At 35.9% G+C, this 26209-nt stretch carries 28 protein-coding genes, 2 pseudogenes and 1 riboswitch; of the genes and pseudogenes, 29 read left to right on the top strand and 1 reads right to left on the bottom strand.

Annotated elements, in window-relative coordinates; all coding sequences use genetic code 11:
• Positions 1-30 precede the first annotated feature (30 nt).
• From QFZ87_RS24970 to QFZ87_RS17110, 16 genes and pseudogenes are all read left to right on the top strand, one after another.
• Positions 31-576 (top strand): annotated as a pseudogene (locus tag QFZ87_RS24970) (MCP four helix bundle domain-containing protein); the annotation flags it as partial.
• 63 nt (positions 577-639) lie between these two features.
• Complete coding sequence (locus QFZ87_RS17175) at positions 640-2202, top strand: methyl-accepting chemotaxis protein (RefSeq protein WP_396133975.1); 1563 nt, start codon at positions 640-642, stop codon at positions 2200-2202.
• 247 nt (positions 2203-2449) lie between these two features.
• Positions 2450-4462, top strand: coding sequence for a chemotaxis protein CheW (locus tag QFZ87_RS17170; RefSeq protein WP_309863833.1), 2013 nt, complete (start codon positions 2450-2452; stop codon positions 4460-4462).
• Between the two features lie 18 nt (positions 4463-4480).
• Positions 4481-4924 (top strand): chemotaxis protein CheW, encoded by a 444-nt coding sequence (locus QFZ87_RS17165; RefSeq protein WP_309863831.1) that lies wholly within the window; start codon positions 4481-4483, stop codon positions 4922-4924.
• Positions 4925-4959: 35 nt separating this feature from the next.
• Positions 4960-5472 (top strand): chemotaxis protein CheW, encoded by a 513-nt coding sequence (locus QFZ87_RS17160; RefSeq protein WP_309863828.1) that lies wholly within the window; start codon positions 4960-4962, stop codon positions 5470-5472.
• Between the two features lie 13 nt (positions 5473-5485).
• Positions 5486-6058: pseudogene (locus tag QFZ87_RS24965) on the top strand (MCP four helix bundle domain-containing protein); the annotation flags it as partial.
• A gap of 69 nt (positions 6059-6127) precedes the next feature.
• The gene (locus tag QFZ87_RS17155; RefSeq protein WP_396133974.1) at positions 6128-7690 is read left to right on the top strand and encodes a methyl-accepting chemotaxis protein; all 1563 of its coding nucleotides are present in this window, start codon (positions 6128-6130) and stop codon (positions 7688-7690) included.
• Positions 7691-7877: 187 nt separating this feature from the next.
• Positions 7878-8321: a YaaR family protein gene (locus QFZ87_RS17150; RefSeq protein WP_309863822.1), complete on the top strand. Its 444-nt coding sequence runs from the start codon at positions 7878-7880 to the stop codon at positions 8319-8321.
• A gap of 22 nt (positions 8322-8343) precedes the next feature.
• Positions 8344-8772 carry a DUF6115 domain-containing protein gene (locus tag QFZ87_RS17145; protein WP_309863819.1) on the top strand — a complete coding sequence of 143 codons (429 nt, stop codon included), beginning with the start codon at positions 8344-8346 and terminating at the stop codon, positions 8770-8772.
• Between the two features lie 16 nt (positions 8773-8788).
• Complete coding sequence (locus QFZ87_RS17140; protein ID WP_309863817.1) at positions 8789-9673, top strand: flagellar hook-basal body protein; 885 nt, start codon at positions 8789-8791, stop codon at positions 9671-9673.
• 25 nt (positions 9674-9698) lie between these two features.
• On the top strand, positions 9699-10556 hold the full coding sequence (locus tag QFZ87_RS17135; protein ID WP_309863815.1) for a flagellar hook-basal body protein: 858 nt from the start codon (positions 9699-9701) through the stop codon (positions 10554-10556).
• Positions 10557-10710: 154 nt separating this feature from the next.
• Positions 10711-12282, top strand: a complete 1572-nt coding sequence (gene fliD / locus QFZ87_RS17130) for a flagellar filament capping protein FliD (protein ID WP_309863813.1) — start codon at positions 10711-10713, stop codon at positions 12280-12282.
• Positions 12283-12575: 293 nt separating this feature from the next.
• Positions 12576-12923, top strand: a complete 348-nt coding sequence (locus QFZ87_RS17125) for a carbon storage regulator (protein ID WP_309863811.1) — start codon at positions 12576-12578, stop codon at positions 12921-12923.
• Positions 12924-13029: 106 nt separating this feature from the next.
• A complete protein-coding gene (locus QFZ87_RS17120; protein WP_309863809.1) occupies positions 13030-14940 on the top strand; it encodes a flagellin N-terminal helical domain-containing protein in 1911 nt (636 codons plus the stop codon).
• Positions 14941-15386: 446 nt separating this feature from the next.
• A complete protein-coding gene (locus tag QFZ87_RS17115; RefSeq protein WP_309863807.1) occupies positions 15387-15626 on the top strand; it encodes a hypothetical protein in 240 nt (79 codons plus the stop codon).
• Positions 15627-15647: 21 nt separating this feature from the next.
• Complete coding sequence (locus QFZ87_RS17110) at positions 15648-15848, top strand: YjfB family protein (protein WP_309863804.1); 201 nt, start codon at positions 15648-15650, stop codon at positions 15846-15848.
• A 477-nt stretch (positions 15849-16325) separates the two neighbouring features.
• On the opposite strand, the gene QFZ87_RS17105 is transcribed toward QFZ87_RS17110, so the two are convergent.
• Entirely contained in the window at positions 16326-17177 is an 852-nt protein-coding gene (locus QFZ87_RS17105; protein ID WP_309863802.1) for a DNA endonuclease, read from the bottom strand.
• A 223-nt stretch (positions 17178-17400) separates the two neighbouring features.
• On the opposite strand from QFZ87_RS17105, the gene flaG reads away from it, so the two are divergent.
• The 13 genes from flaG (at position 17401) to QFZ87_RS17040 (ending at position 26196) form a co-directional block, all read left to right on the top strand.
• The gene (gene flaG / locus QFZ87_RS17100) at positions 17401-17763 is read left to right on the top strand and encodes a flagellar protein FlaG (RefSeq protein ID WP_309863801.1); all 363 of its coding nucleotides are present in this window, start codon (positions 17401-17403) and stop codon (positions 17761-17763) included.
• 36 nt (positions 17764-17799) lie between these two features.
• The gene (locus tag QFZ87_RS17095) at positions 17800-18375 is read left to right on the top strand and encodes a DUF6470 family protein (protein WP_309863798.1); all 576 of its coding nucleotides are present in this window, start codon (positions 17800-17802) and stop codon (positions 18373-18375) included.
• 214 nt (positions 18376-18589) lie between these two features.
• A complete protein-coding gene (gene flgM, locus QFZ87_RS17090) occupies positions 18590-18865 on the top strand; it encodes a flagellar biosynthesis anti-sigma factor FlgM (protein WP_309863796.1) in 276 nt (91 codons plus the stop codon).
• 11 nt (positions 18866-18876) lie between these two features.
• Entirely contained in the window at positions 18877-19362 is a 486-nt protein-coding gene (locus QFZ87_RS17085) for a flagellar protein FlgN (RefSeq protein WP_309863792.1), read from the top strand.
• A 27-nt stretch (positions 19363-19389) separates the two neighbouring features.
• The gene (locus QFZ87_RS17080; protein WP_309863789.1) at positions 19390-19833 is read left to right on the top strand and encodes a FlgK family flagellar hook-associated protein; all 444 of its coding nucleotides are present in this window, start codon (positions 19390-19392) and stop codon (positions 19831-19833) included.
• 34 nt (positions 19834-19867) lie between these two features.
• Positions 19868-20857, top strand: a complete 990-nt coding sequence (gene flgK / locus QFZ87_RS17075; protein WP_309863785.1) for a flagellar hook-associated protein FlgK — start codon at positions 19868-19870, stop codon at positions 20855-20857.
• Positions 20854-21744, top strand: a complete 891-nt coding sequence (gene flgL / locus QFZ87_RS17070) for a flagellar hook-associated protein FlgL (protein WP_309863783.1) — start codon at positions 20854-20856, stop codon at positions 21742-21744. Before flgK ends, flgL begins: the two co-directional genes overlap by 4 nt.
• 184 nt (positions 21745-21928) lie before the next feature.
• Complete coding sequence (locus tag QFZ87_RS17065; RefSeq protein ID WP_309863781.1) at positions 21929-22555, top strand: flagellar brake protein; 627 nt, start codon at positions 21929-21931, stop codon at positions 22553-22555.
• A gap of 326 nt (positions 22556-22881) precedes the next feature.
• Complete coding sequence (locus QFZ87_RS17060) at positions 22882-23763, top strand: hypothetical protein (protein WP_309863777.1); 882 nt, start codon at positions 22882-22884, stop codon at positions 23761-23763.
• Positions 23764-23889: 126 nt separating this feature from the next.
• Positions 23890-24270, top strand: a complete 381-nt coding sequence (gene fliS, locus QFZ87_RS17055; RefSeq protein WP_309863774.1) for a flagellar export chaperone FliS — start codon at positions 23890-23892, stop codon at positions 24268-24270.
• A 14-nt stretch (positions 24271-24284) separates the two neighbouring features.
• Positions 24285-24632 (top strand): flagellar protein FliT, encoded by a 348-nt coding sequence (locus QFZ87_RS17050; protein ID WP_309863770.1) that lies wholly within the window; start codon positions 24285-24287, stop codon positions 24630-24632.
• Between the two features lie 199 nt (positions 24633-24831).
• Positions 24832-24917: riboswitch (cyclic di-GMP riboswitch) on the top strand.
• 148 nt (positions 24918-25065) lie between these two features.
• A complete protein-coding gene (locus QFZ87_RS17045) occupies positions 25066-25380 on the top strand; it encodes a hypothetical protein (RefSeq protein ID WP_309863767.1) in 315 nt (104 codons plus the stop codon).
• A gap of 147 nt (positions 25381-25527) precedes the next feature.
• Positions 25528-26196, top strand: coding sequence for a glucosaminidase domain-containing protein (locus QFZ87_RS17040; protein WP_309863764.1), 669 nt, complete (start codon positions 25528-25530; stop codon positions 26194-26196).
• The last annotated feature ends 13 nt before the right edge of the window (positions 26197-26209 follow it).

Raw genomic sequence — 26209 nt, 5'->3', positions numbered from 1 at the left:
ATATGCATTTGTGAATAAGGAGATGTAGGTATGTTAAGGAGAACTTTGGGATTAGATAAAATATCAATGGGAGTGAAACTATGGGGGAGTTTCATTATCGTACTAGTGTTTTTAGGTACGATATCAATCGTCTCGTATAATAAAATCAACGTGTTAAGTGATGATGTTGGTGATTTAGGAAAGAAGAAAGTACCTGAAATTGAATTAATAGGAAACCTAAAAGAAGAAGTTACCAATGTTCGTTTATATGCATCTATGCATGCATATGAGCAAGAAGAAAGCACCAAAAAAAACCTTGAGCAGTATGTTGAGGTTGACTCTGTAAAAGTTAGAAAGACGATAAAAGAGTTGGAAAAATTAAATCCATCTCCTGAAAACAAAAAATTATTAACAGACTTTAGTACTAATTTTGAAAAGTATGTTGCATATATTCCAGAATTCTTTGAGAAATCTAGAAGTAATAATTATGTTGAAGTACATGAGAAGATGTCTTTATTGTCATCGTTAGGTGGAAAAACAATGGTTTCTTTGGATGCTCTCTCTAAGGGAGTTAAGAAGAATAATGAAGAAATTATCACTAATGCGGATAAAAACTCTTCCTTTGCTATTAAGGAAATTATTATTGTTTCAGTAATCGCGATGTTTTTTAGTATATTAATTGCCTTTTTGATTAATAGACTCATTCGTCGTTCGGTTACAGGAGTAGTAAGAAATGCAGATATTACCACCAATTCAGCTAATGAGATTAAAAAGTCAATTGACAAAACAGCTAGCAGTGCAAATCAATTAGATGTTTCAATGAATAAAGCGAACGAAGCCATCAGTGAATTAGTTGCGTCCATTCAACAGGTAGCAGGCAACACCAATGTAACTGCATCTGGAGTAGATGAAATCTCAGCGGCAGTAGAGGAAATGAGTGCTTCTATTAATTTAGTAAGGGATAGTGCGCAGCATTTATCAGCGTCTGCAGAAGAAACTTCATCAGCAATTCAAGAAATGATGGCATCCATTGAACAAGTAGCAGGTAATACTGGAAATGTCCATGAAAGTGTCGAAAGCTTCTCTGCAGCAATAGAAGAGATGAGTCAATCGATAAAAGGTGTAAGTGAATATGCGGTAAGTTTGACAGATACAGCTGAACAAACTTCTGAAACAGTTGAGGAAATGATTGGTTCGATCAAGCAGGTAGCTGAAAGTGCACAAACGGTAAACCAGCTTAGCATTGCAGTTAAGGATGATGCAATTGAAGGAACAATTTCGGTAAAAGAAACGATGAATGGCTTGAAGGAAATTTCAAAGGTTATTGACCAAGCGAGTGTTGTAATGGAGAACTTAGGTAGAAGTTCTGAAGAAATTGGCAGTATTATTGCTGTTATTGATGATATCGCTGATCAAACCAATTTATTAGCCCTCAATGCTGCAATCGAAGCGGCACGTGCAGGAGAACATGGTAAGGGATTTGCTGTGGTAGCTGATGAAGTGCGAAAATTGGCTGAAAGATCGGCGAATGCAACAAAGGAAATAGCTAAACTTATTATGGGAATTCAAGATGAAACAAGTATGGCCGTAGCATCTATTAATGATGGTGCTTATAAAGTTAAAGTAGGGAATCAATTAGCGGAAAAAACCAACCTGGCGATTCAGAAAATTTCGGAAGGGATTTCTCGAGTAACCGAAGAAATGAATCAAATCGCAAAAGCTACAGAGGAACAAACAAAAAATAGTGAGTTTATCACCATGGCTGTAGAGAAAGTAACCAATCAAGCCACAGAAATGACTCTTTCGACAAAAGAACAATCCATCACAGCAGATACAATTGTTAAAGGCATTATTGATACTAAAGACCAAGTACAACAGATTTCAATTGCTACTGCAGAACAAGCAAAGGGCAGTCATGCAATTGTGTCTGCAGTTGAAAATGTTACTCATCAATCAAGCTCAGTAACCAATGCCACTAAAGAACAGGCTCTATCTGCTGAAGAAATCGTTCGCAATATTAACAGTATAAAAGAAATGGTCCAACAGATGATGATTGCAACAAATGAACAAGCAAGATATGGACAGGAAATATCTGTAGAAGTAGGAAATGTTCAGAAACAAACCGAAGAACTAAATTTCAGCATTGAAACGCAAACGAAAGAAGTAGAAGAGGTCGTTCTCGCGATTACCGATGTGAATTCACAAATAAAACAATTAAAGTAAAAATGGTTTTAGAATGACGCTTCCACATTACAAATGGTGGAGGCGTTTTTCTATTATACATGCGATTCAAAAATATGAATTTTTATTGATAGTTTTTACATCAAAAACTAAAAAACTATCAAAATAATTGGTTATATTTATCAAAATATATGCTAATATGAGGTATATATCTGTCTTTTTTTATGGTGAATACTGTAAAAATGCTCTAGTAATACTTTTGTATGCTATTTAGCGAGGGGAAGTTGAAATGGACTTAAATAATTATTTAGAAATGTTTATTGAGGAGTCAAAAGAACACTTGCAGGCAATAAACGACGAATTATTGAACCTTGAATCAGATTCAGAAAATACTGCAATCGTAAACGAGATTTTTCGTTCTGCACATACGCTTAAAGGTATGGCTGGTTCAATGGGGTTTGAAGATCTAGCCTCATTAACCCACGAAATGGAAAATGTTCTAGACCTCCTGCGAAATTCTAAATTAACAATTACACCAGAAATCATGGATGTTATTTTTAAATGTGTTGATTTAATAGAAAAAATGGTTGATAGCATCGAGTCAGGTGGAGATGGAAAAGAAAATGTGTCAGAGGTTGTCTCACAATTAAAAAAAATCCAAGATCCTTCTTCGTCTGATTATTCCGACCTTATAAGTGCCTCCCGTGAGGTTGCCGCAACCGCAGAGTTTATCCTTGATGACTTTCAAGCAACAGTGATAAATGAAGCAAAGAAATCAGGTAGCAATCTCTATCAAATCAAAGTAACGCTAGATGGAAATTGTGTGATGAAATCTATACGAGCCTACCTTGTATTTCAGGCAGTTGAAGAGCTTGGAGAATTAATAATGACCAACCCTTCGGTTGAGGAAATAGAAGCAGAGAAATTTGATGATTCCTTTACACTCTTGTTGCTGTCTGGTAATAGTGCGGAGGAAGTTCATTCACAATTAATTAATGTTTCTGAAGTAAGAGAAGTCATTGTGGGTGAAAAAACGAGCCAAGAGTTTTCCGACTCAGGTAGTTCTACTGCTGTAGAAGTTGTTAAAACAGAAGAAACGAATCGGCCACAAGAAAAAGAAGACTTGAATGCGGGCAAAAAGAAACAACGGTCTAAATCCATTCGAGTCGATATTGATAAACTAGATTATTTAATGAATCTATTTAGTGAGCTAATTATTGATAGGGGCAGGCTAGACCAGATTGCAAGGAAGTCACAAATATCTGAACTGACAGAGACTGTAGAGCATATGACTCGTATCTCAACGGACCTTCAAGGAATTATTTTAAATATGCGTATGGTTCAAGTAGAGCAAGTATTTAACCGATTCCCTAGAATGATACGTGACCTTGCTAAAGAATTAAATAAAAAAGTTCAACTGATCATAGAAGGTGCCGAAACAGAATTAGATAGAACGGTCATAGATGAAATTGGAGATCCTTTGGTACATTTACTAAGAAATGCCTTAGACCATGGGCTTGAGACCACCCAGGAAAGGTTGGCAAACAATAAAAATGAAGAAGGAACCATTTTATTGAAAGCTTACCAAAGTGGAAACCATGTATTCATTGAAGTATCAGATGATGGTAAGGGCATTAACCGTAACAAAGTATTAAATAAAGCAATTGAACGTGGCGTAGTATCAGAATCGGATGCTAAAACGCTAAAAGACCAGCAAGTATATTCATTGTTATTCTCTTCAGGGTTTAGTACAGCCGATAAAATTTCTGACATATCAGGTCGCGGCGTCGGTCTCGATGTAGTAAAAACCAAAATTGAATCATTAGGTGGTTTAATCACAATTGATTCCACACCCGGAAAAGGATCAACTTTCCATATCCAATTACCGCTAACATTATCTATCATTTACGCGATGTTAGTGAAGGTAGAAGAAGAGACATATGCCATTCCTTTTAACTCAATTGTTGAAATCACGACAATGGCTGAAAATCAAGTAACCACACTACATGGACAAAATGTTATTCAATTCCGAGGACAGGTTGTTCCATTAGTTTACTTAAATGAGATTCTTCAGATTCCATCACTCGGAACAGAAGTGGATAAGCAGCAACAATTTATTGTCATTGTTCGAAAGGGAAATCAGACGAGAGGAATTGTCATTGACACAGTCGTGGGGCAGCAAGAGATTGTCTTAAAATCACTAGGTGAATATTTTACAAACTTGCCTGTGATCTCTGGTGCCACAATCCTAGGAAATGGTCAAATAGCCCTCATCATAGATTCGAATCAGTTTTTTTACTAGAAAGGGTGAGTCAATACAATGGAAGAGATCAAAGTAATCGCCTTTAAATTAGGGAATGAAGAATATGGATTGAACATTGACCATGTTCAATCTATCGAGCGACTAAGTCATATTACAAGAGTTCCCAATGTGCCTCATTATGTAAAAGGAGTGACGAATCTTAGAGGAAATGTCATACCAATTATCGATTTGCAAAGCAAATTAGAGCTTGGAGAAGCACAATACACGGACAATTCACGAGTCATTATCGTTAAATACGAAAACATAGAGTTAGGTTTAATTGTAGAGAAAACTAGCAATGTATTTAATGTTTCATCTGAGGCGATTGAAGCAGCTGCATCAAGCGGTTTTCAGACCGACTTTTTTGAAGGAATAGCTAAATATGAAGGTCGTTTAATCATTCTACTAAAAATAGGAGAATTGGTTAAAACAGAGGCAAGTGAATCTGAGGTCGAAGACTAGTCGGAATCTAATTTATATCAAGAAGAGGGGTTCACATGAAAGAGCTAAGCAAATTTCAGGATTCTAAGGCACTCATTTTTAAAATAGGCCAGGAAGAATATGGGGTACATATTAATCAGCTTGTATCTATAGAAAGAATGCAAACGGTGACAATAACTCCCTATCCAAATCGTGCGCCGCATGTGTTAGGGGTTACTTCCATTCGTAATGTAGTCATTCCAGTCGTAGATATGCGTGCGGCTCTGACAGGAGAATCGTTAAAGCAGACAGATGTGACGAGAATGATTATTGTGAGGGCTGATCATAAAGAAATTGGGATTGTGGTAGATGCAGCTACAGATGTGTTAGCTCTTCCACCAGAATCGATTGAACAAACGAATTTGTTAGAAACAAAGGACGTATCCTATCTTTTGGGTGTTTCTAAATTTGATCATCGGTTAGTCATTCTTTTAGACATAGAAAAGCTGCTGGAAAATACAACAAATTTAGATGAGCTAAGAGACATGGTCCAAAGTTATGTGAATAACCAAGAGTTAGCGGAATTCTAAAGGAGATGTAATCATGTTGAAGAACTTAAAAAATGTTCCAGGTATCGCTTTAAAATATGTAAAGCAAGTCAATAATGTATCCATGGGTGTAAAACTATGGGGTAGTTTTATCATTCTATTATTATTCTTAGGGTCAGTATCAATTGTGTCTTACAATAAAATAAATGTTTTAAGTGAAGACGTAAACTACTTAGGCAATAAACAAATAAAAGAAGTTAAAATTATGTCAAAGCTGAAAGACAATATTACAGATATACGTCTTAATCTAACGAAATATTCATATGAGAAAAGTGAAGATGAAAAAGCGAAAATTCAAGAAATGGTAAATGATGATATTAAAAAGATAAAAAGTGATATTAAAGATTTAGATAAACTAGTAGATTCTAGTAAAGATAAAAAATTAATCCAACAGTTCAATATTAACTTCGGTTCATACGAAAATGCTATTCCTTCTATTTTCGAAAAAAATGAAGATGAAAACTACTATACTACACATGCAAGATTAGGAGTCTTACAACATAATGGGGATAACGCTATTAGTTCACTTGAACGAATGGCCCAAAACGCACAAAAAAATACAGATTTAATCATTACGGATACGAAAAAACGTTCAGTAAACTCACTTATTCAAATCGTTGTCGTTTCCTTGTTAGCTATGGTTTTTAGCATTTTAATTGCCTTCCTTATCAATGGACTTATTCGTCGTACTGTAAGTAGAGTGGTAAAAAATTCAGAGATTACTACTAATTCTGCTACTGAGATTAAAAAATCGATCGATAAGACTGCCAAAAGTGCACAAGAATTAGATGCTTCAATGAATAAAGCAAATGATGCAATCGGTGAATTAGTAGCATCCATACAGCAAGTGGCAGGGAACACCAATATTACAGCTTCAGGTGTAGATGAAATTTCTGCTGCAATCGAACAAATGAGTGCTTCTATTAATGTTGTTGCTGAAGGTGCAGACCATTTTGCCGCTTCAGCAGAGGAAACTTCTTCGGCAATTCAAGAAATGATGGCCTCCATCGAACAAGTCGCTATAAGTGTAGGGAATGCTGGCGCAAATGTAGATGAAATCTCCGCGTCAATAGAAGAAATGAGTCAATCTATAAAAGGTGTAAATGAACATGCGGAAAGCTTAACTGATACAGCAAAACAAACTGCAGAAACAGTGGAAGAGATGGTTGTTTCCATTCAACAGGTAGCTGCGAGTGCACAAACAGTAAACCAGTTAAGCAACGCAGTTAAAGATGATGCCTATGAAGGAACTGTCTCACTGAATGAAACATTGAATGGTATGAAGGAAATTTCACAGGTAATTGAGCAAGCAAGTGGGGTCATGGAAAACTTAGGAAAGAGTTCAAAGGAAATTGGCAGCATTATCGCTGTTATTGATGACATTGCTGACCAAACCAATCTTCTAGCGCTTAACGCAGCAATTGAAGCTGCACGCGCCGGTGAACACGGAAAAGGATTTGCTGTTGTTGCTGATGAGGTACGAAAACTGGCTGAAAGATCGGCAAAAGCAACGAAGGAAATTGCTACTCTGATCAAAGGAATTCAAAATGAGACGACTGTTGCTGTAGCATCCATTAAAGATGGAGCTCATAAGGTGAAAAAAGGAAATGAATTGGCTGATAAAACCAACCAGGCCATTAAGAAAATTTCTGAAGGTATTTCACAAGTGACAGAGGAAATGAACCAAATTGCGAAAGCAACAGAAGAGCAATCAAAAAATAGCGAATTCATTACAAAAGCAGTGGAGAGTGTAACCAATCAAGCAGTAGAAATGACGCACTCCACAAAAGAGCAATCCATCACTGCAGAAACAATCGTTAAGGGGATTATGAGTACAAAGGAACAGGTCGATCAGATCTCTGTTGCAACAGCAGAACAAGCAAAAGGAAGTCATTCAATTGTCGCGGCAGTTGAAAACGTTACGAACCAATCAGGTTCTGTAACCAATGCAACCAAGGAACAAGCCCTTACTGCAGAAGAAATCGTTCGTAATATTAGCAGTATTAAAGAAATGGTTCAACAAATGATGCTTGCAACGAATGAACAAGCAAGATATGGACAGGAAATTGCCGTAGAGGTAAATAATGTTCAAAAACAAACAGAAGAATTAAATTCTAGCATCGAAACGCAATCTAAGGGAGTAGAAGAGGTTGTTCTTGCTATTACCGATGTAAATAAACAAATCCAAAGACTTAAATAATAATGTCCTAAAACGCCTTCACAAATTGTGGAGGCGTTTTTAGGTAAGCCCAAATACTTATCGTCCTATCATTCTATTTTTCTACAACTTTTAATGAAATTTATCAGAAATTGGGGTATAATTACCTCAGGATTTTGATTTATTTTGATAATTTTGATTGTGAACAATGAAGAGGGGGTGAATTCACTTGAAAATTCAGGATTCGGTAAGAATGAATATAGGTGATCCCCGTCTCAATACAAATGATCGTTCTATTACCAACACTACATCCTTTCAAAAAATAATGAATACGTATTCTAAAGAACTTACAAAGGATCATCTCCAACAAATATTACAAGAAGTTGATGAGCAAGGAAAACGCTTAAGCGAAAAACCCACCTTTTCTGAACTCCGTAAATATAAAGATTTGGTTAAACAGTTTATGGGGGAAGTAACGAAAAATGGTGTAGGTTTATATCAAACCGATAGTTGGGATCCATATGGAGGTAGTAAAACACTAAAGACCATTCAAGTACTGGACCGTAAACTAATGGAACTAACCGCTCATGTCTTAAACGAGCAGAACGAAGGTCTTTCTATCTTAGACCGTATTGGAGAAATTAAAGGGTTATTGATTAACCTTTATACTTAATTAATAGAGGGGAGAAGAACAGGTGCAGGATTATCTAAATGTAGCACTTTTAGTAATCAACTTTATAGCTGTGCTGTATTTAGTTTCCAAAAGTTCTCTTCGGAAAAAATTGGATTATCAGCAGGAGTTACATCTAAAAATGCTTAGCAACCAAGAAAAAATGATGCATCAAATTTCTGAGTTACAAGGGATGATGGAGCAGAATCAAATAGTGCACCAACTAGAATATGAACAATGGAGAGAAGAAATTAAAGCTTTAGATTCATCTATTAAGGCTGTACCAAAGTCTACATCTGGCAGTGGGCAGCATTTATTCTTAAATGATCGGTACAAAGAAATTTTTGAATTACGAGATCAGGGTCTTACTGCAGAGGAAATTGCAAAAGAACTCGGCAAAGGTTGTGGGGAAGTAACATTTATTTTGCAATTGGCTGACCAAGCACGAAGCTAAGAAAAGAGGTTTTTTCATGTTAAGAGGATTGTATTCTGCCGCTTCTGGAATGTTTTCTATGGAGCGGAAACAAGAAGCACTATCTAATAATCTCGCAAATGCTCAAACACCAGGATTTAAGAAGGATGACACGCCACTTAGGGCATTTCCTAAACTTTTTCTAGAAAGAATAAAAGACTTTAATGATAATGTACCTGGTGCATCAGGTGGAAATATTCCAGGTCAGACTGTCCCTGTGGGCGAACTCTTTAACGGCGTGTACGCTCAGGAGCGCATTCCCAGTTTCATTCAAGGGACGCTTGTTCAAACGGATCAACCGTTAGATGTGGCTATTGAAGATCAAAGTATTCCTTTACAGGTTGTCAACGGACGTACAGTAAAACCAACTGCCTTGTTTGCCGTCGAACTTGCGGATGGAACAGTCGGCTATACCCGGAATGGAAAATGGGATTTAGATGCCAATGGAAATTTGGTCACATCAGAAGGGTATCGTGTGTTAGGAACCGATCACAAGCCGATCCAAATTACTGGTGGTATCAGAAAAGAGGATTTGTCCATAAATGCTGATGGACAATTAATTGCAAATCCTAATGACCCGGCAAAAACTAGTAAGGTAGGTCAAATTGGCATGGTTGTGGTTCAAAACCCTTATGATCTTAAAAGACAAGGGGCAAATGTCTACAAATCAGATACTGCCTTACCTTTAATCCAAGATGCTGGAGGAACAAATCCAGGTATATCCCTTCACCAGGGATTTATTGAACAGTCGAATGTAGACCAAGGTCAAACAATGGCTGATATGATGACAACTGTACGAGCCTATGAGGCCAATCAAAAGGTAATAGGCGTGTATAATCAATCATTAGAACAGCTGTACTCTGTTGGAAAGATTAACGGATAATAGGAAGAGAATAGGAGAATAGACTTTGAATACGTCACTATATATTTCTTCTGGTGCTTTGCAGGCCTATCAACAAAAAATTGATACATCTGCAAATAATGTAGCCAATGTGAATACTACTGGATTTAAGCGAAAAGACCAAAGTTTTTCCGAGATTTTAGCATCCCAAATTAACAATCAAGGACGTACCAATCAAGAATTCGGCCGCCTCACACCAAATGGGATCCGCGTGGGGTATGGAACGCGTACAGGACTGACACAGCTTGTGATGGAACAGGGTCAGCCAATGGCGACAGGTAATCCTTTCGACTTGATGATTCAAGGAAAAGGATTTTTCCAAGTTGGTTATCCTTCTTCTACGGCAGGAGCACCTGACGAGATAAGGTATACACGTGATGGCAATTTCCACTTGAGTCCGAATCCTAACAAACAAGGAAGTTATCATTTAGTAAATGCAAATGGCGGTTATTTACTAGATCAAAATGGGAAGCCAATTGAGTTGGATGGGCAGTATGAGGTTAATTTTGATGCAAACGGTCAAATTAATTTGAAAAATAAAGATGGTCTGGGAACCCCGTTTATTTCTACACAACAAGTGGGAATTGTGGATATTCAAAATCCACATATCCTAAGGAATACGGGTGGTAATGAATTCGCCATTGAATCTTCTGTGTTACCTAACGGCTCTAATAAAGCTGATTTTGTTAATTTGCTGCAGCCTGAAGAGGTGCAGTTGGCTACTGGCTTTTTAGAAGGATCGAACGTGGATTTAACGAAAGAAATGACAGATTTGATGACCTCACAAAGAAGTTTTCAAATGAATGCAAGAGCAGTTTCTTATGCTGATCAGATGGTAGGGATTGCGAATAGTATTTTACGTTAAAGATTAATTAGAGACATTTTTTTGCGTCTCTTTTTTTCCATTATAGTTTTTGAATGAAAATATTATTAACTATTTTTCCATCTAACCGATAATAAAGATTAATAACATATAAAAATATTATTTATACATAATCTTTTAAAAGGAAGTGATTATTATGATTGATACGAGTAATACATTGCGTGTGTCTGGCTTAGCGTCCGGTATGAATACCGATGAGATTGTTGCCAATTTGGTTAAAGTCCAAAGCGCAAGGCTAAACAAAATGCAGCAATCTAAAACATTAGCTACATGGAAAACCGATGCCTATCGTGACGTGAATAAAAAGGTAAATGATTTCTATAATTCAATGAAAGATTTACGCTTGGAATCTACTTTTAACAAGAAAACATCCAGTTCATCGGATGAAAGTATCGTATCAGCAACGGTTAGCGGGATTCCGAGCTTGTCTTCTTATGAAATTACAAATGTACAACAGGCACAACCACCTAAAGCGGCTACAGTGAAGTTCTTTCAAACAAGCAGTCTTGATACAAGCAAAAAATTAATTGACTTAGGTGTAACGGGTAGTTCAATAAAAATTAATGATCAGACAGTTGATTTTGATCCTACTAAGGACACGCTCTCGTCCCTATTAAATAAAATTTCTAGCGATACTACAATAAATATGAATGTTTCTTATTCAGCTTCAGAGAAATCTTTCACCTTTACCAATAAGACTGCTGGTTCGGGTCAAGATGTAAAACTTGCTCAAGGTTCAACTTCCAATCTTCTATCTATATTAGGGATCCCTGGAGGGTCAATTAGTGGTGGTAGTTATAATACTAGTTCCACCATGTCAGTTGTCACTGGGTCTAATGCTGTACAAGCTAAAATGACTATTAACGGTCTTGATTTTCGTTCAGATACTAATACTGTGACGTTTGATGGGATGACGTTTGAAATTAAGTCGAATATGGCAGCAGATGAGTCTTTGTCTGTCAATACAAAAAGTGATACGGATGCTGTATTTACTAGCATTAAGACATTTGTTGATAAGTACAATGAACTAATTTCAGATTTAAACGGTAAACTAACAGAAAAAAAGTATCGTGATTACCCACCACTATTGGATGATCAGAAGAAGGATATGAAAGATACTGACATCAAACTGTGGGATGAAAAAGCGAAAAGCGGCTTGTTGGCAGGAGATTCCACGATTCAGTCTTTCTTAACGGAAATGCGGAATAGTCTAATGTCAGTGGTTGGCGATCCAAGTGCTTCACCGGATTTTAAAACCTTAAAAAGCATTGGAATTAATTTCTCTAGCAGTTATAAAGATAATGGGAAACTAGTTCTCGACGAAGAAAAACTAAAGGGTGTCCTCAAAACAAATTTAGAAGATGTCAAAAAATTATTTACAACAAAAGATCGGAATGCTGCAATTTCGAAGACGACCGCGAATGACAAGGACCTCCACGATATTAGTGGATTTGGTTGGAGAATTTATGATCGATTAAATGAAACCATTACTCAACTTGGATCCATAGCAGGGTCTCTCACTAGTACCGTTGATACCAAGAGCTTTATGGCAAAACAAACCAAATCGCTAGATACCAATATCTATAATGAACAAGACAAGGTTAACGCCTATGAACAAAGACTATGGAAGCAATTTGGGGCGATGGAAAAAGCTATGCAACAGTTGAATTCTCAAGGGTCTTGGCTATCCCAGCAATTAGGAATGTAGAAAATATAGTAGAACCGTAAATTTAGTGGTAATGCAAACCATTAAGTTTACGGTTTTTTTAATAAAAATTTTATCAAACTTAAAATAAAATACTAAACTGTCTGTGCTGTCTGCCGATAAAGTAAACAACAAGTAATTTGATACCTAATCAAAATATTTGAAATACCAAAAATAACAAAGTATTACTTGTTTACCACATGCTAGAAATGTTTTTATAAAAACTACTAAACAATTATTTTGATTGACCGATAATTAAAGTAGTTAAAACAAATGAATCTTTGGAGGATGGTAACGTGCTCATTGTAGGCAGGGAAATTGGACAATCAGTAATTATAGATGATGTCATTAAAGTTACTGTTCTACAAATCGATTCCAAACTTCGAATGGTCATTGAAGCACCAATGAATATGGAAGTTTCTAAAGTGAAAGAGAATAAAAGTAATCGTGTGTTTCTCAAAAAAGGGACCAAAATCATTGAGTCACCTACATTAATTGGAGCAAACATTAAGGTAACTATTTTACAAACGGAATCTGGTTTACTTCGCTTTGCAATTGATGCGCCGAGAGAAATTAGAATATTTCGAGAAGAATTGTTCAATGGAAATATTTTCACGAGAAATCAAAAAGTAAAAATGATCTAAATTTTGATCAGCACTCATTTTGATAATGGCCCATTAGGGTTTATTATAGATAAATTATTAAAGGGAATACACCCTAAAAATCCAAATAGTATGGAGGAAAAGTATTATGCAAATTAACCACAATATTGCAGCACTTAACACGTATCGTCAGTTAGATCGTGCATCCAATGCTCAATCAAAATCTATGGAAAAATTATCTTCAGGTCTTCGTATTAACCGAGCTGGAGATGACGCAGCTGGTTTAGCAATCTCTGAAAAAATGCGCGGTCAAATTCGCGGCTTAGATCAAGCTTCTAAAAATGCTCAAGATGGAATCTCTATGATCCAAACTGCTGAAGGCGCTTTGAACGAGACACATGATATTCTTCAAAGAATGCGTGAATTATCGGTTCAAGCCTCTAACGATACTGCTACTGATGCAGACAGAACAGAAATTCAAAAAGAAGTTTCACAGTTAAAAGAAGAAATCGATCGTATTTCTAATACTACAGAGTTTAATACTAAGAAGCTTTTAAACGGTGAACTTGAGTCTAATAAGACTGCTCAAGGTACAAAATTAGAATCAGTAGATTTAACTTTAGGTGCAAGTGTTGCTGGAACTAGTGCAAATACAAATTTTGATGCTTATACAATTGATGATACCAACAATGAGTTAAAAATTACTGCAAATAGTACTGATCTTACTATCCAAATTGAAAAAGGAACATGGACACAAGCTGAATTACAAACAAAAATTGATGCAGCATTTACAGCTGCAGGTACAGTAGATGGTACCGATTTAACTAAAGTAGCCTCTTCAGTTGCTGGTGGAAAATTAACGCTGACTACTGCTGCTACTGCAGGTCAAAATATTACAATTAAAGCATCAGGTGATGAAGCAAATAAATTCTTTGGTTTCTCAACTGCAAAAACAATAACAGCAGGAGCAGCTGCAAGCACAGCGGCAACTGATGATTTAGTGAATTCTGCAAATGCACTAAATATTACAGATGGTGCAAATGATAGTTTAGAGATTACTATTGGAAATGGCACAAAGCAAACAATTGACCTAACTGCTTCAACTGATGCTTATTCCAAACAACAAATTGTTGATATGATTAACACAGCAATTGATTCCAACGCAGATTTAAAGGGGAAAGTTTCAGCCTCTCTAAATAATGGTAATATCCAGTTTGATTCATTTACTGATGGAAGTTTAACAATCCATGATACTGCATTAAGTGATGACTTAGGTTTAACTGATAGTGCTGCTGACACAACAGCAACTAATTCATCTGCATTACTTACAAATTTAAAAGATGGAAATGGTAATGAGCTTGGATTACAAGCAAATGATGTTATTAAAATTAACGGAAAAATTAGTGGTTCTTCTGTTACAGAAGCTAGCCTAACTGTTACTGCTAGTACAACAGTTGCTGACCTTACTGCAGGAATTGAAAATGCTCTTGGTTTAGATGCAGGTAGTGTTTCTATTAAGTCAGATGGAAAAATTGAAGTTGCAGGTGAAAATGGATCAGCAAACGCTTTAGCTGATTTAAAATTAAATGTAGCTAACAGAGATTTATTTAATAATAAGTTTAGTAGTTTTAAAGAAACTCAAGCAGCTGAAGACAAGAATATTGATTCTTCTTTATCTTTCCATATCGGAGCAAACGAAGGTCAAACAATGAAAGTTGATATAAATGAAATGAGTACTAAATCACTTTCACTAAGTTCTGTAGATGTGTCATCACAACAAGGTGCAGAAACAGCAACTTCTGTAATTAATAATGCAATTGAAAAAGTTTCTACTGAACGTTCTAAACTAGGTGCATTCCAAAATCGTTTAGAGCACTCTATCAATAACCTGAACACATCATCTGAAAATCTAACAGCTGCGGAATCTCGTATCCGTGACGTTGACATGGCGAAGGAAATGATGACTCAAACTAAGAACTCTATTCTTTCTCAAGCAGCACAAGCAATGTTGGCTCAATCGAATCAAATTCCTCAAGGAGTACTACAACTCTTGAGATAATGATTTTGAAGGGCGTCTTATCTGGTAACGGATAAGAGTATAACTGGGTGAATTGCTGGAACTTCCTAAAGCTTCATCAACCACAACGTAACTGGAAACGGTAAGCGTAATGGTTTAAAAATGATGAGGATGGAACAATGGATAATCAGCAGCCAAGCTCCTGTGAGGAAACTCTGGAGAAGGTTCAACGACTAGAGAACACGGTCTAAGGCGGAAGCTATGACTATGAATCTCGTAGGGCAGCAATCGCTGTTCGAAGTGCCCAGCTCCTATTTGAAAATAGGATGAAGATATAGTCTATTCTGTAATCGAAAGGTACAGTCGCAAAGCAAGCGAACCAACAACCACAAGGTGTACTTCAATTGTTACGTTAATTTTAAATATGAGAGAGGCTCTAGTTTTACTAGAGTCTCTTTTCATATAAAGCTGTTTAGTAGGAGGAACTCATGGATAAAGAAAAGCAAGAACATCAACAGTTTCTTGAACAACAGCTTGAGTGGTGTAAAAAACAAGATCATATCTTAGAAGAGATAGAAATGAAGCTTCATGATATGAAAAAGATAGCTCAATACGCTCTCGATCATGAACTTACGGCACAAGAAATTGAACAGTTGAATGGTCGAATGGATGAATTGAATAAAGAAGTTCATTTTTTAGAAAAACAACTACACTCTGTTATCCATTAGAAGTAAAAAGGTGGTGGTTTCATGGATATCGCATTTATGTCAATGGCACTAAATCAAGGCAAAGTTCAGCAACAAGCATCTTTGTCAGTCATGAAGATGGCAATGGGAAATGCCGAGCAACAAGGTAAAGCTCTTCAAAAGTTGATGGGTACTACAAACGGAGCTGCTATTCAACAAGCAGCTCAGCCGCATTTAGGTGGAAATATTGATTTAAAAGCTTAATAATATATAAATGTTTAGTCAAAACCCAAGCTTGAGAGAAAACTCTAGAGAACGTTTAATGACTAGAGAAGACGGTTTATAACGAATGCAATGACCATGAACCTTGTATGGAAGCAAATGCCGCTTTTCGAAAGTCCTAATTCCTTTGAAGAATTAGGGCTATTTCTATTTTAGGAGGAGAATTCATGAATCATTACGAAATGAATACAAAGAATCGTGAAAAACGAGTCCAACATTGTAAGTCTAAAGATAGTGCATGAATCGATCCTACTTTACAAGGATTGCTTTGTTCGAAGTCAAGAAGACGGCTATCAACCGTTGAAGCAATTCTTAGGGAAGTAGATAGGGAGTATTTTGTAGTCTTTGTTTAGACACGAAGAATTAAACAATCGCAATTAATATTTTTCACATATAACTGAAAAAAGGCTATTGGTTTTTAAACGAATACATCCACTAATAGTCGTTTTTTTATTTCTATTATAAAAGCTGCAATTTTCTTAACTCGCGTAATTTATAGACAACTGACCAATAACTTCTTCCAAGTAAATTTGCAATTTCTTTATCGAGATGTCCCTCTTTCTTTAAATCTACAAGTCTTTTAATTTCATTTGAAGAGTAGTTTTTCCATCGATCTGAACTTGATACGATAAGTTTATAATCTGGTAGTTTTAATTTCCATCTCTCTGATTCTTGTTGTAGTCGATAGTTCCAATGTGTTTTATAAAACATACTTGGACAACTATCAGAAACGTTTTTTATTTTATTTAAGAAAGAGAATGTTTCATTAACGGATGTGGTCCGTAAAATAAATCCATGTCCATCCTTTCTACTGGCTAACTTTAAGTCGATCTGAAAATATTTTTTGATATGGTTTTTTAGTAGAGTTAATTCTAGTGAGGGATAGTTTTGTAAGGATAAATATATGTGAGGGGTAATGTAAATTTTTTTATTATTATGATTAACTTTGGTTGTGATAGACAAGGAACCGTCATCCATATATAGTACAGCTAAGAAATGTGATAAATTACAATAGGGTAATAATGTAGCAGGAATGCTTTTATTTCCATCATTGTTATAAAAAAGTCCCAGTAAATTTGTGAATAGGGGGCCTGATGCTGATCGTAATGAATTACTTTTATGAGTAATGTAAAACAGATCATTCATTAATTGAGCTTTCCACTCGCGATATTCTCTTTGTTTGTCTCCAAAATGCTCCCTGTAACTACTATTTTTACGTCTACTTCCTTTATAAAGCTTGGTAAGCTCTCCATCACCAATAATACTTGCAAGTAAAACATTAATTTGTATAACAGTTAAATCATTAAACATGGCTATTAGTCTCCTTTGTACAGAAACATATGTTCTGGATTTATTATATAGGATTAAAGGGTGGTATTTCAAATTGATGATCATTATTTAATAAAAAATTTTATAAATTGATTTCTTTCATTAATTTTACCACTATTTACAATATTTGCTTTAAGGCTCTAAACATTCCAATTATTCTTCCGATAATAAAATAAAATGAAGTAAATAAAGGGGGGGCAAGGAAATGTTAGACAAGTTGTCCAATTCTACTAGTCAGTTGACGGATTATAAGGTTCCTAAAGTAGAAAGTACAGCCAAGATTAAAGAGATATTGCCAGAAACACAACAACAGCCTCAACAACAACCTCAACCACAAGCGCAGACAAAAGAAAAAACCGAAAAAGTAATGCAAAGTATGAATGATTTTTTGAAGGCTTCAAATACGCATTTGAAATTTCAATTTCATGAGGAGTTAAAAGAGTATTATGTAACCCTTGTGGATGACACCACGAACGAGGTCGTTAAAGAAATCCCCTCTAAGAAATTACTTGATATGTACGCCGCTATGACTGATTATCTAGGACTTTTAGTAGATAAAAAGGTATAAATTCTGTAAATAAAATGTATAAGACGGTGAAAAATCATGCAGGTCCCACAAATTAGACTACATCAAACATACGCACAAATAGGACTACGCACAACCCAGCCAGTTCAAGAAATGGAACAGCAGCCCGCCGAACAATCGATTAAACAAGTTTCTTCTACACTAACGATCGAACGGAAGCCTTCCCAGTTAAATATTGATCAAGAACAGATGTGGAACGAGTTGAATTTAAAGAGCCCAAGTGTACTCAGTGAGGATATGGTGAACTTTGCTAAACAAGAAGCATTAGAAGCTATAGCTCAAAAAGCACAAGAAGGCGATCAACTAGCTGAAATTGAAAAAAAATCGGACATGATTGTATCTATAGCAGAGTCTAAAGCTAATCCAGGTCCTATAGAATTTAATATTGGTTTTATCCCGAGTTACGGTTCAGTCAAAATTCATTACACCCCATCAGAGCTCAATGTCGACTGGAAACAAGGTGGTGCTGAAATTGAGACCATACCACACAAACCAATCCACAACTATAAACCTGGGAAAACAGAAGTGTATATGCGCCAAATGCAAAACCTTCAAATAGACTTTGTCGGTGGAAATTTGGATAGGAATACGTAAATAGGCAGAAAATCAGTGGAGAGGGTACTACCTTTTCACTTTTTTATTTGAGCCAATAATATAAATCAAAATGTAATGAAATCCCTGGTTTATTTTGATACAATTATACAGATTATGTACCGTTCATTTACTATCGAATTTATTTTTATTAATTCCTAAACTATTTTAATAACCTACCGATAATCTTTAATAAAGGAATAGGAGGGAACTAAAAATGAGAATCAATGATACGAAATATGGTTTTTATTCCTACCAAAACCAACAGAATCGTTCAAATATAAATAATACAACTAAAAAAACATCTACTTCAGCAGAAGTGAATATATCATCACGCGGTCGGGAAATCTCTCAAGCTATGATGTCTGAACAAGCACAACGCCAACAACGCATTCAAGAATTAAAACAGCAAATTGCTGACGGGAACTATCATGTAGATAGCAGCAAAATCGCTGAAAAAATGACTGCATTTTGGAAAAACACTTCGATCTAGGAGACGAGAACATGGATTCCCTGAAAACACTCAAACAAATATTGAAAACAATGGTCGACGCTCATACACGATTACTAGATTTGGCCAAAGGAAAAAGAAATATGCTTGTGGATGGTGATCTTCAGGGGCTGCAAAGCCAGACTCATCGTGAAGCTCTATGTGTAGACGAAATTCAAAAACTTGAACAACTTCGAATCAAATGTGTTCAAGAATATATGGAACAAAAAGGGATCAAAGGTGAATCCTTCACACTTGAGGACGTAAGTAAAGTTGAGCAAGATGCCAACACAAGGGATGCATTAACAAGTATGGCTATAAAACTGCGGACCCTTATTCAGGAGATTAACCAGTTGAATGAGAATAACCAAAAGTTAATTCAAACGTCCCTTTCTTATATTCAATACTCGATCGGTATGTTTGCACGGAAAGAACCAGCGATTGGGTACGGTCCCAATGCAAAAAATCGTTATTCAAACATGTTAGATGCAAAGATTTAGCTTGTTTTATTTTTAGGAGGAATAGGCATGACTTCAACCTTTCATAGCTTAGAGGTAGGGAAAAGAGGACTGGCTGCCCAACAAGCGGCGCTTGCTACCACAGGTCATAACATTGCCAATGCGAACACCACCGGATACACACGTCAACGAGCAGAAATGCAAGCGACCAAGCCAGTTTCTTTACCTGGTATGCAAATTCAGTTAGGAACAGGTGTTGAGGTTAATCAGCTTGCTCGCTTACGTGAAGATTATTTGGATGTTCAATTGCGCGGTGAAAACAAAAGTTTGGGGTATTGGGAAGCTAAAGGTGATGCTTTAACCAAAATAGAGGAACTGCTAAACGAACCCTCAGATGATGGTCTAGCACATACGATGGATGAGTTCTGGAAAGGGTGGGAGGAACTCGCGAAAAACCCTGAAAGCTCAGCGGCAAGAGCTGTTGTCCGCCAAAAAGGGGTAGCGGTTAACTGAAACCTTTCAACATATATCACAATCATTAGATCAAATGCAAGGGGATCTCAAATTAGTTATTACAGCCAAAACGAATGATGTCAATTCTTTGGCTGCACAAATAGGAAGCCTAAATGATCAAATTTCCCGTCTTGTACCTAACAATTACCAGCCCAATGACTTGTATGACCAACGGGATGTGCTACTCGATCAATTATCTAAGCTTGTCGATGTGAATGTTTCATCACCCGATTTGAGAACTGGAATGGTTGATGTTTCGATAGGTGGAGTTACTTTAGTCACAGGAAAGAACGCCAATACACTAACTATTGGAATGGATCCAGCTACAGGATTAGTAGATCCCGATGAAGTGAAAATTGGCAATAACAAAGTGAATTTAGGTTCTGGTGAATTGTTAGGGAGAATCGAAGCGTATGGGGTTATTGGTGGAGATTCAAAATCTATCATTCCATCGATGAAGGAAAAAATAAATGAATTAGCAATGACTTTTGCTAGCGCTGTTAACACGGCTCACTTAAGCGGGATGAATTTAGATAATATTAATGGCACCTCAAATGAAAAAGTTGCTTTCTTTGTGGGATCGAATCTGAATGATTTAGAGGTTAATCCTGAAATAATGAAATCACTTAATTTAATTGCTGCAGCAAATGAAGAGACACCAGGGCAATCATCCTCCGGAAATGGGAAAAATGCGCAAGATATTGCCAATATTAAATTTACGTCACTTGCCTTTACAGGAAGCTCCTCTACAGCAGATGATTTTTATCGAAATATCATTGGTCAGCTTGGTATTGATTCACAGGAAGCACAGCGAATGCAGAGTAATACAGAAGTAATTATTCAGCAGATCGAAAATCGCCGTCAATCTGTGTCAGGAGTATCACTGGATGAAGAGATGGCCAATATGATTAAATTTCAACAGGCATACAATGCTTCTGCACGGATGGTAACAGTTATGGATCAATGCTTGGATAAAATCATTAATGGCATGGGCCGGGGTAGGATTGTAGGAGGGGTAAAATGAGCTTACGTGTTACTCAAAATATATTAAACTCAAATTTATTGTTTAATTTACAGCGAACGAATAAAACAATGGATCAATTGCAAGAACAGGTGTCTTCAGGAAGAAAGATTAATAAACCTTCGGACAATCCAGTAACAGCTGTTCGCAGTATGTTTTACCGATCATCTTTAAATGAAATTGATCAATTCAAAAGGAATGCGGAAGATGGAATTTCTTGGATGACGACAACGGATGAATCATTGGATGAGGTAACCTCCGTGCTACAGCGTGTACGTGAACTAACGGTACAGGGCAATAATGGAACAAATAGTGACACAGACCGAGAAGCTATTGCCCAAGAGATTAATCAATTGAAGGAACACTTGGGAGAAATTGCGAATTCACAGATTGCTGGTAAATATGTTTTTGCAGGAACGGATGTCACTCATCCACCCTATGACAATGCTGGCAAACAGTTCACAAATACAAACAATGAAAAAATAGAGTTAGTAGTCGGACAAACAAACACAGTCCAAATTAATGTTAAGGGTATTGATATTTTTAATAATGATGGTGCTGGTGGTATTTTTAAAGTTCTTTCAGACATTGTTGATGATTTTCGTACACCTGGTACCGGTACTTCCGACCATTTAGCTCAACTAGATAGTCAGATTGATAATGTTATAAAGGAACGATCTGAACTGGGTGCAAGGATGAACCGTATGGAATTAAGTATCTCACGCATAGAGGGCCTAGAGGTCTCCACCACGCGATTATTATCCAATGAAGAGGATGTAGACATGGCTGAAGTTATCACCAATCTAAAGGCCCAGGAGAACGTTCAGCGAGCGGCTTTATCTGTAGGGGCTCGGATTATTCAACCTTCACTAGTTGATTTCCTTCGATAAAATACAGGGGCATCACAAATGTCATTTGTGGTAGCCCCTTTTTTGTCTTTAGCTAGTTTTCCAAAACTAGTAAACTGCATTTTTTTGCAGTTTATTTTTGTGTTTATATTGACTTTTATTGGTAAATTCCGCTACCATTATATATACATAATTTGACTGAATAATTGAATTTCAGGAGGACAACATGTATCCAAAAGTGAATCAAAATATTAAAATTACAGTAGTCAGCAAGGATATGTCTAGTAAGTCCATTGTGGCCGATGTCGGAGATTCAGAGATACAAATCAGTATCCCGCTGGATCGTGAAATATTAGGGCTTTTATCTTTAGGAACGAAATTGGAAGTAACCTATATAACTGGTGAAAATAAATACCAATTTCGTTCAGAGATATTAGGCATTACAAAAGACACGATTCCATTGCTGCGTTTAAGTAAGCCAGAAGAAAATAAAATATTTAAGATTCAAGAAAGAGAAAACTTTCGAGTGAATTCCAACTTACGACTATTGGTAGAAGAGAAGGATGCCATTACAGTCAATATTAGTGCTGGTGGGGCTCTTTTCGCTACTGGGTTAGATTTCCCGTATCGTGAGGGCGAAGAAATATCAGCAAGACTTTTTCTTTCAAACCTGCAAAGTAAAGTTGATGAACCTATTACTTTTCAGTGCAAAATTATTAGAATTACTTTGTTGAAAGATCAAGAAAGAAAACATGTCGCCATACAATTTACAAATTTGAACCAGCATGATCAAAAGAAAATCATCCAACATTGTTTTGAAAAGCAAAGGCAGATTCGAATGAAGGTACGATAATCAAAATAAGTTTGATAGACTATTATTTATATAATCCTGGCTCTCTTTTTGAAAGAGGGCTTTTATATTATTTACATTAAGATAAAAAGCGTTTACAGATAATTACAAATTTTGTATAATTAACATAATCATGTAAATGTTAGTAATTATCTTTTTTATTTGATTGACACCCATAAAAAATTCATAAGAGCGAATACATATAGTAAATACACCGTTTATGAAGTGCGTTTGGAAAAACAAATTATTTTGATGCTTTTTGTCTTATAGGATAATATTGCTTTTGTACCAATACGTCCATTTCAAATAACCATGTAGGAGGTATTCTTATGAGTTTAAAATCCGCTTTATTTGAGCTAAAAGATGCACTTGTCGATCGGGAAATAGGACAATCAGAAGAGGCTTTCATTCATGATTTGGAGAATAAAAACAATTTGAGTTCGGGAACATTAGTTTTTTATTATAACAATTTGATGATAGTAAGCATGAAGAGTAAGGAAAATGGTAGTCAAAATGACCAAGGATCAAAAAAAGTGAATCGTAAATGGACGAAAAATGAAATTGAACTACTTTTTCATTATATTAGAGATCGACAAGATGAAGGCGCGCTAAATATTACAGAAATACTAGAAGAGGTTTCGCACCTATTAAATCGCGGGTATCAATCAGTTAACTATAAATACTATACGTTACTAAAATCGCAAGATAAAAAACAAGAATCTAGTCAAAAGACTTACCAATTTACAACTATTAAACAAACCGATGTACCTGTTGTAGCTGTTGAGAATATGAAAGAAAGAGCACCAGCATCTACAGTTGTTCATTCGAAAACTCCTCAAGACAGTGACCTATTGGATATATTGTCAGGACTCATTACGAATGTCCAACAGCTGCCAGATCTTAATTTAAATGAAATGTTAAGAGGATTATATCAACTCACTAATATGGCTCTTCAAAACCAGGAAGCGGTCCAACAAGTCGAGACGATGAAATCAACCATTAATCATGAAAAAGCAGTTCTTCAGGAAAAATTAAGACAAGAAAAGAAACGTAACGACGAATTACAAATGGAAGTCTCTAAACTAGCGAAGGAAATTACTGCATTCAATAAGTTGGGAGATGCAGCAAAAATTCAAAATCTAAAATCCTATAATCAAAGACTTAACTACATTATTGATGGATTTGGAATCGTCCTTCAAGTAGGCAGTTAATTAAATCAAAAAAGATAATCCATATTAGTTATTGGATTGTCTTTTTATTTTTTTACTTAACTTTTAATAAATGTGTCCGATAATATATTTAATAACAGGAAAAGCATTAAAAAGGAGAAATTTATCATGGTTCTAAATAATCCATATCAAACCTATCAAAAACAAGCTGTAACTACCTCAAAGCCAGAGGATCTAACATTCATGTTATACCAGGGATTGGTAAAATTCATCCGTTTATCTAAGAAGTCATTAGAGAATAAAAACATGGAAGAAAGTCACGAATATAATTTACGAGCACAAGATATTGTAAGTGAATTAATGATTACGTTAAAAAAGGGATATACAGTATCCGACCCCTTGCTTACCATGTATGATTATATGAAATCTCGTTTAATTGAAGCGAATCTAAATAAAAATTCGGCCATACTAGAGGAAGTAGAAGGGTTTGCCTTGGAATTATCAGAAACCTGGTCTACAGCAATGAAACAAATCAAAACTAAAAGCTAAGGACTGGAAGGATAATGGAGGAATTACTAAAAGGTATTTATGAATTGACAGTAAAAATGAAACACTGTTTACATGTAGGGGATTTTGAGGACTTTGAAAAGCTAACGGACGAACGAAATACGCTGATGAGTAAAGTTGACGAAATGAAGATAAAGGAAAAGAATTACGTCTATTCATCACAAGAACAACAATGGCTAAAGAACACACTTACCATAGATCAACACATGGCACCATTACTAGAAGAGAAGTTAATAGAAACCCGGGTTCTTTTGAATCAACTAAAGAAGCAAAAACAGGTTTCTCAACAATATAGGCCGATTATAACACAAACAAGTGGAATATTTTTAGATTCAAAAAGGTAATCAAGTTATTTGTTACTATTACTAAACTCGCTAAAATGACAATTTATGACATAATTCATGATATTCCAACGAAATAATCTATATTTTAGTTCTTTTTACCTAGTACATTCGACAAAAATGGGCAAAAAGTCGGATATTCGATATTGTTAAAACATTCTATTATTTGAATAGAGATTCGTTTAGATTGTAAAACATTGAATCTCAATCAAGGCAAAACTGATGAAAATCAGTGGCGCAAAGCTATAGGGGCTAAGGAGAAAAATACTATGCCAGCCAGCTGCCTAAAGATAGGGTGTTTTTCCTAGGTATGAAATGTCTACATAGGTATAGGTCTTCTATACTTACAAAGGTATTTTCTGTCTGTTAACCCCCCCTTCTATAAGGCGGGGTTATTTTTATACTCTTTAACAACTGGTTAAAGGAGAGGAAAAAAATGTTCCTACAACAAGTAAAAGCAGACGAACAAGTCAACCGTAAGATTTTAGACTTAATGGAATTTAAAAAGAAGAAACCCTTTTTCAAGAGACCCGTTAGAATAACGCTTGGTTATCCAATGAATTGTACCTACTATATAGTGAAGAATGTTGTCTACATGGGAAAGCAGATTCTTGCGCTTAAACAAGAAATGGAGACCAACCATATTGTTCTAGTTGAAGGCAAAATTGAAAATGGCCAACTAACATGTATTTCCATGTTATCGGAAGAGTGTTTAGGTGATGTAAGCCGAATGTTAGAAGGTGCCATCTAAATGAAAGTGACTGAAAATTCTACAAAGTGAAATCGTGAAATTGAGAAATGGCTTCTTTATAGTGCGTGACCACGTATACTAAACCGTAGTCACGCATCTTTTCTGTGTTGCCAAAACTTAAATTATTTAGAAGAAAGGAGCATACCATTGAAAATAGGTGATGATTGGTTTACAAAAACCATGCTAACAAATACATTAGTTCGTAATGAGAAGTTAAATTCTAAAATGGGAACCGCTAATTCTGAATTCACAAATCTTTTTACATCTGTTTTAAATGAATTAGTGGAAAATAATGTTCCAGCTACTATTCAGCCCACACTGAATTCCTTTATAGAAAATATGTCCTTTAACAATGATATTCCAAATGTAGAAATGGATCATCTGACACTAAATTCAGATGAGCCATTACGTTTTAGTTCCATTAGTGCAGAAAAAATAGATCAAGTACTTGGTGGGAAATTAAAAGGGATGGGGAATGCCTTCCTTCAAGCTGGACAAAGGTATAATGTCGACCCTGCGCTATTAGTGGCTATTGCAAAGCACGAAACAGGAAATGGGACCTCAAAAGCAGCATATGTAAAGAATAATATAGCTGGAATGATGGGGAAAAACGGATTAAGATCCTATGCCTCCATTGAGGAAAGTATTATGGATATGGCTCGTAATATTAGTAAGAATTATTTAGGAATGGGCCTATCAAATATTACCAAAATCGCAGCAAAATATGCTCCGGTGGGTGCGGCGAATGATCCTACGAGCCTTAACAATCATTGGGTTTCAGGTGTCAGTAAATTTTTTGGAGAACTAAAAGCCTGATAATTCACGAAAA

The organism is Bacillus sp. SLBN-46 (genome assembly GCF_031453555.1).
Lineage (GTDB): Bacteria > Bacillota > Bacilli > Bacillales > Cytobacillaceae > Neobacillus.
Note: the sequence above shows the minus strand (reverse complement) of the source record. Positions and strands in the feature narration are given on the sequence as shown.

Bases quoted from the DNA above. Each gene is read 5' to 3' on its own strand.
- flgK (WP_309863785.1), top strand. From the start codon at position 19,868: ATGCAAGGGGATCTCAAATTAGTTATTACAGCCAAAACGAATGATGTC.
- QFZ87_RS17160 (WP_309863828.1), top strand. From the start codon at position 4,960: ATGAAAGAGCTAAGCAAATTTCAGGATTCTAAGGCACTCATTTTTAAA.
- flaG (WP_309863801.1), top strand. From the start codon at position 17,401: ATGTTAGACAAGTTGTCCAATTCTACTAGTCAGTTGACGGATTATAAG.
- QFZ87_RS17140 (WP_309863817.1), top strand. From the start codon at position 8,789: ATGTTAAGAGGATTGTATTCTGCCGCTTCTGGAATGTTTTCTATGGAG.
- QFZ87_RS17165 (WP_309863831.1), top strand. From the start codon at position 4,481: ATGGAAGAGATCAAAGTAATCGCCTTTAAATTAGGGAATGAAGAATAT.
- flgM (WP_309863796.1), top strand. From the start codon at position 18,590: ATGAGAATCAATGATACGAAATATGGTTTTTATTCCTACCAAAACCAA.
- fliS (WP_309863774.1), top strand. From the start codon at position 23,890: ATGGTTCTAAATAATCCATATCAAACCTATCAAAAACAAGCTGTAACT.
- QFZ87_RS17065 (WP_309863781.1), top strand. From the start codon at position 21,929: ATGTATCCAAAAGTGAATCAAAATATTAAAATTACAGTAGTCAGCAAG.
- QFZ87_RS17115 (WP_309863807.1), top strand. From the start codon at position 15,387: ATGGATAAAGAAAAGCAAGAACATCAACAGTTTCTTGAACAACAGCTT.
- QFZ87_RS17095 (WP_309863798.1), top strand. From the start codon at position 17,800: ATGCAGGTCCCACAAATTAGACTACATCAAACATACGCACAAATAGGA.
- QFZ87_RS17170 (WP_309863833.1), top strand. From the start codon at position 2,450: ATGGACTTAAATAATTATTTAGAAATGTTTATTGAGGAGTCAAAAGAA.
- QFZ87_RS17120 (WP_309863809.1), top strand. From the start codon at position 13,030: ATGCAAATTAACCACAATATTGCAGCACTTAACACGTATCGTCAGTTA.
- QFZ87_RS17050 (WP_309863770.1), top strand. From the start codon at position 24,285: ATGGAGGAATTACTAAAAGGTATTTATGAATTGACAGTAAAAATGAAA.
- fliD (WP_309863813.1), top strand. From the start codon at position 10,711: ATGATTGATACGAGTAATACATTGCGTGTGTCTGGCTTAGCGTCCGGT.
- QFZ87_RS17045 (WP_309863767.1), top strand. From the start codon at position 25,066: ATGTTCCTACAACAAGTAAAAGCAGACGAACAAGTCAACCGTAAGATT.
- QFZ87_RS17175 (WP_396133975.1), top strand. From the start codon at position 640: ATGTTTTTTAGTATATTAATTGCCTTTTTGATTAATAGACTCATTCGT.
- QFZ87_RS17155 (WP_396133974.1), top strand. From the start codon at position 6,128: ATGGTTTTTAGCATTTTAATTGCCTTCCTTATCAATGGACTTATTCGT.
- QFZ87_RS17110 (WP_309863804.1), top strand. From the start codon at position 15,648: ATGGATATCGCATTTATGTCAATGGCACTAAATCAAGGCAAAGTTCAG.
- flgL (WP_309863783.1), top strand. From the start codon at position 20,854: ATGAGCTTACGTGTTACTCAAAATATATTAAACTCAAATTTATTGTTT.
- QFZ87_RS17060 (WP_309863777.1), top strand. From the start codon at position 22,882: ATGAGTTTAAAATCCGCTTTATTTGAGCTAAAAGATGCACTTGTCGAT.
- QFZ87_RS17105 (WP_309863802.1), bottom strand. From the start codon at position 17,177: ATGTTTAATGATTTAACTGTTATACAAATTAATGTTTTACTTGCAAGT.
- QFZ87_RS17085 (WP_309863792.1), top strand. From the start codon at position 18,877: ATGGATTCCCTGAAAACACTCAAACAAATATTGAAAACAATGGTCGAC.
- QFZ87_RS17080 (WP_309863789.1), top strand. From the start codon at position 19,390: ATGACTTCAACCTTTCATAGCTTAGAGGTAGGGAAAAGAGGACTGGCT.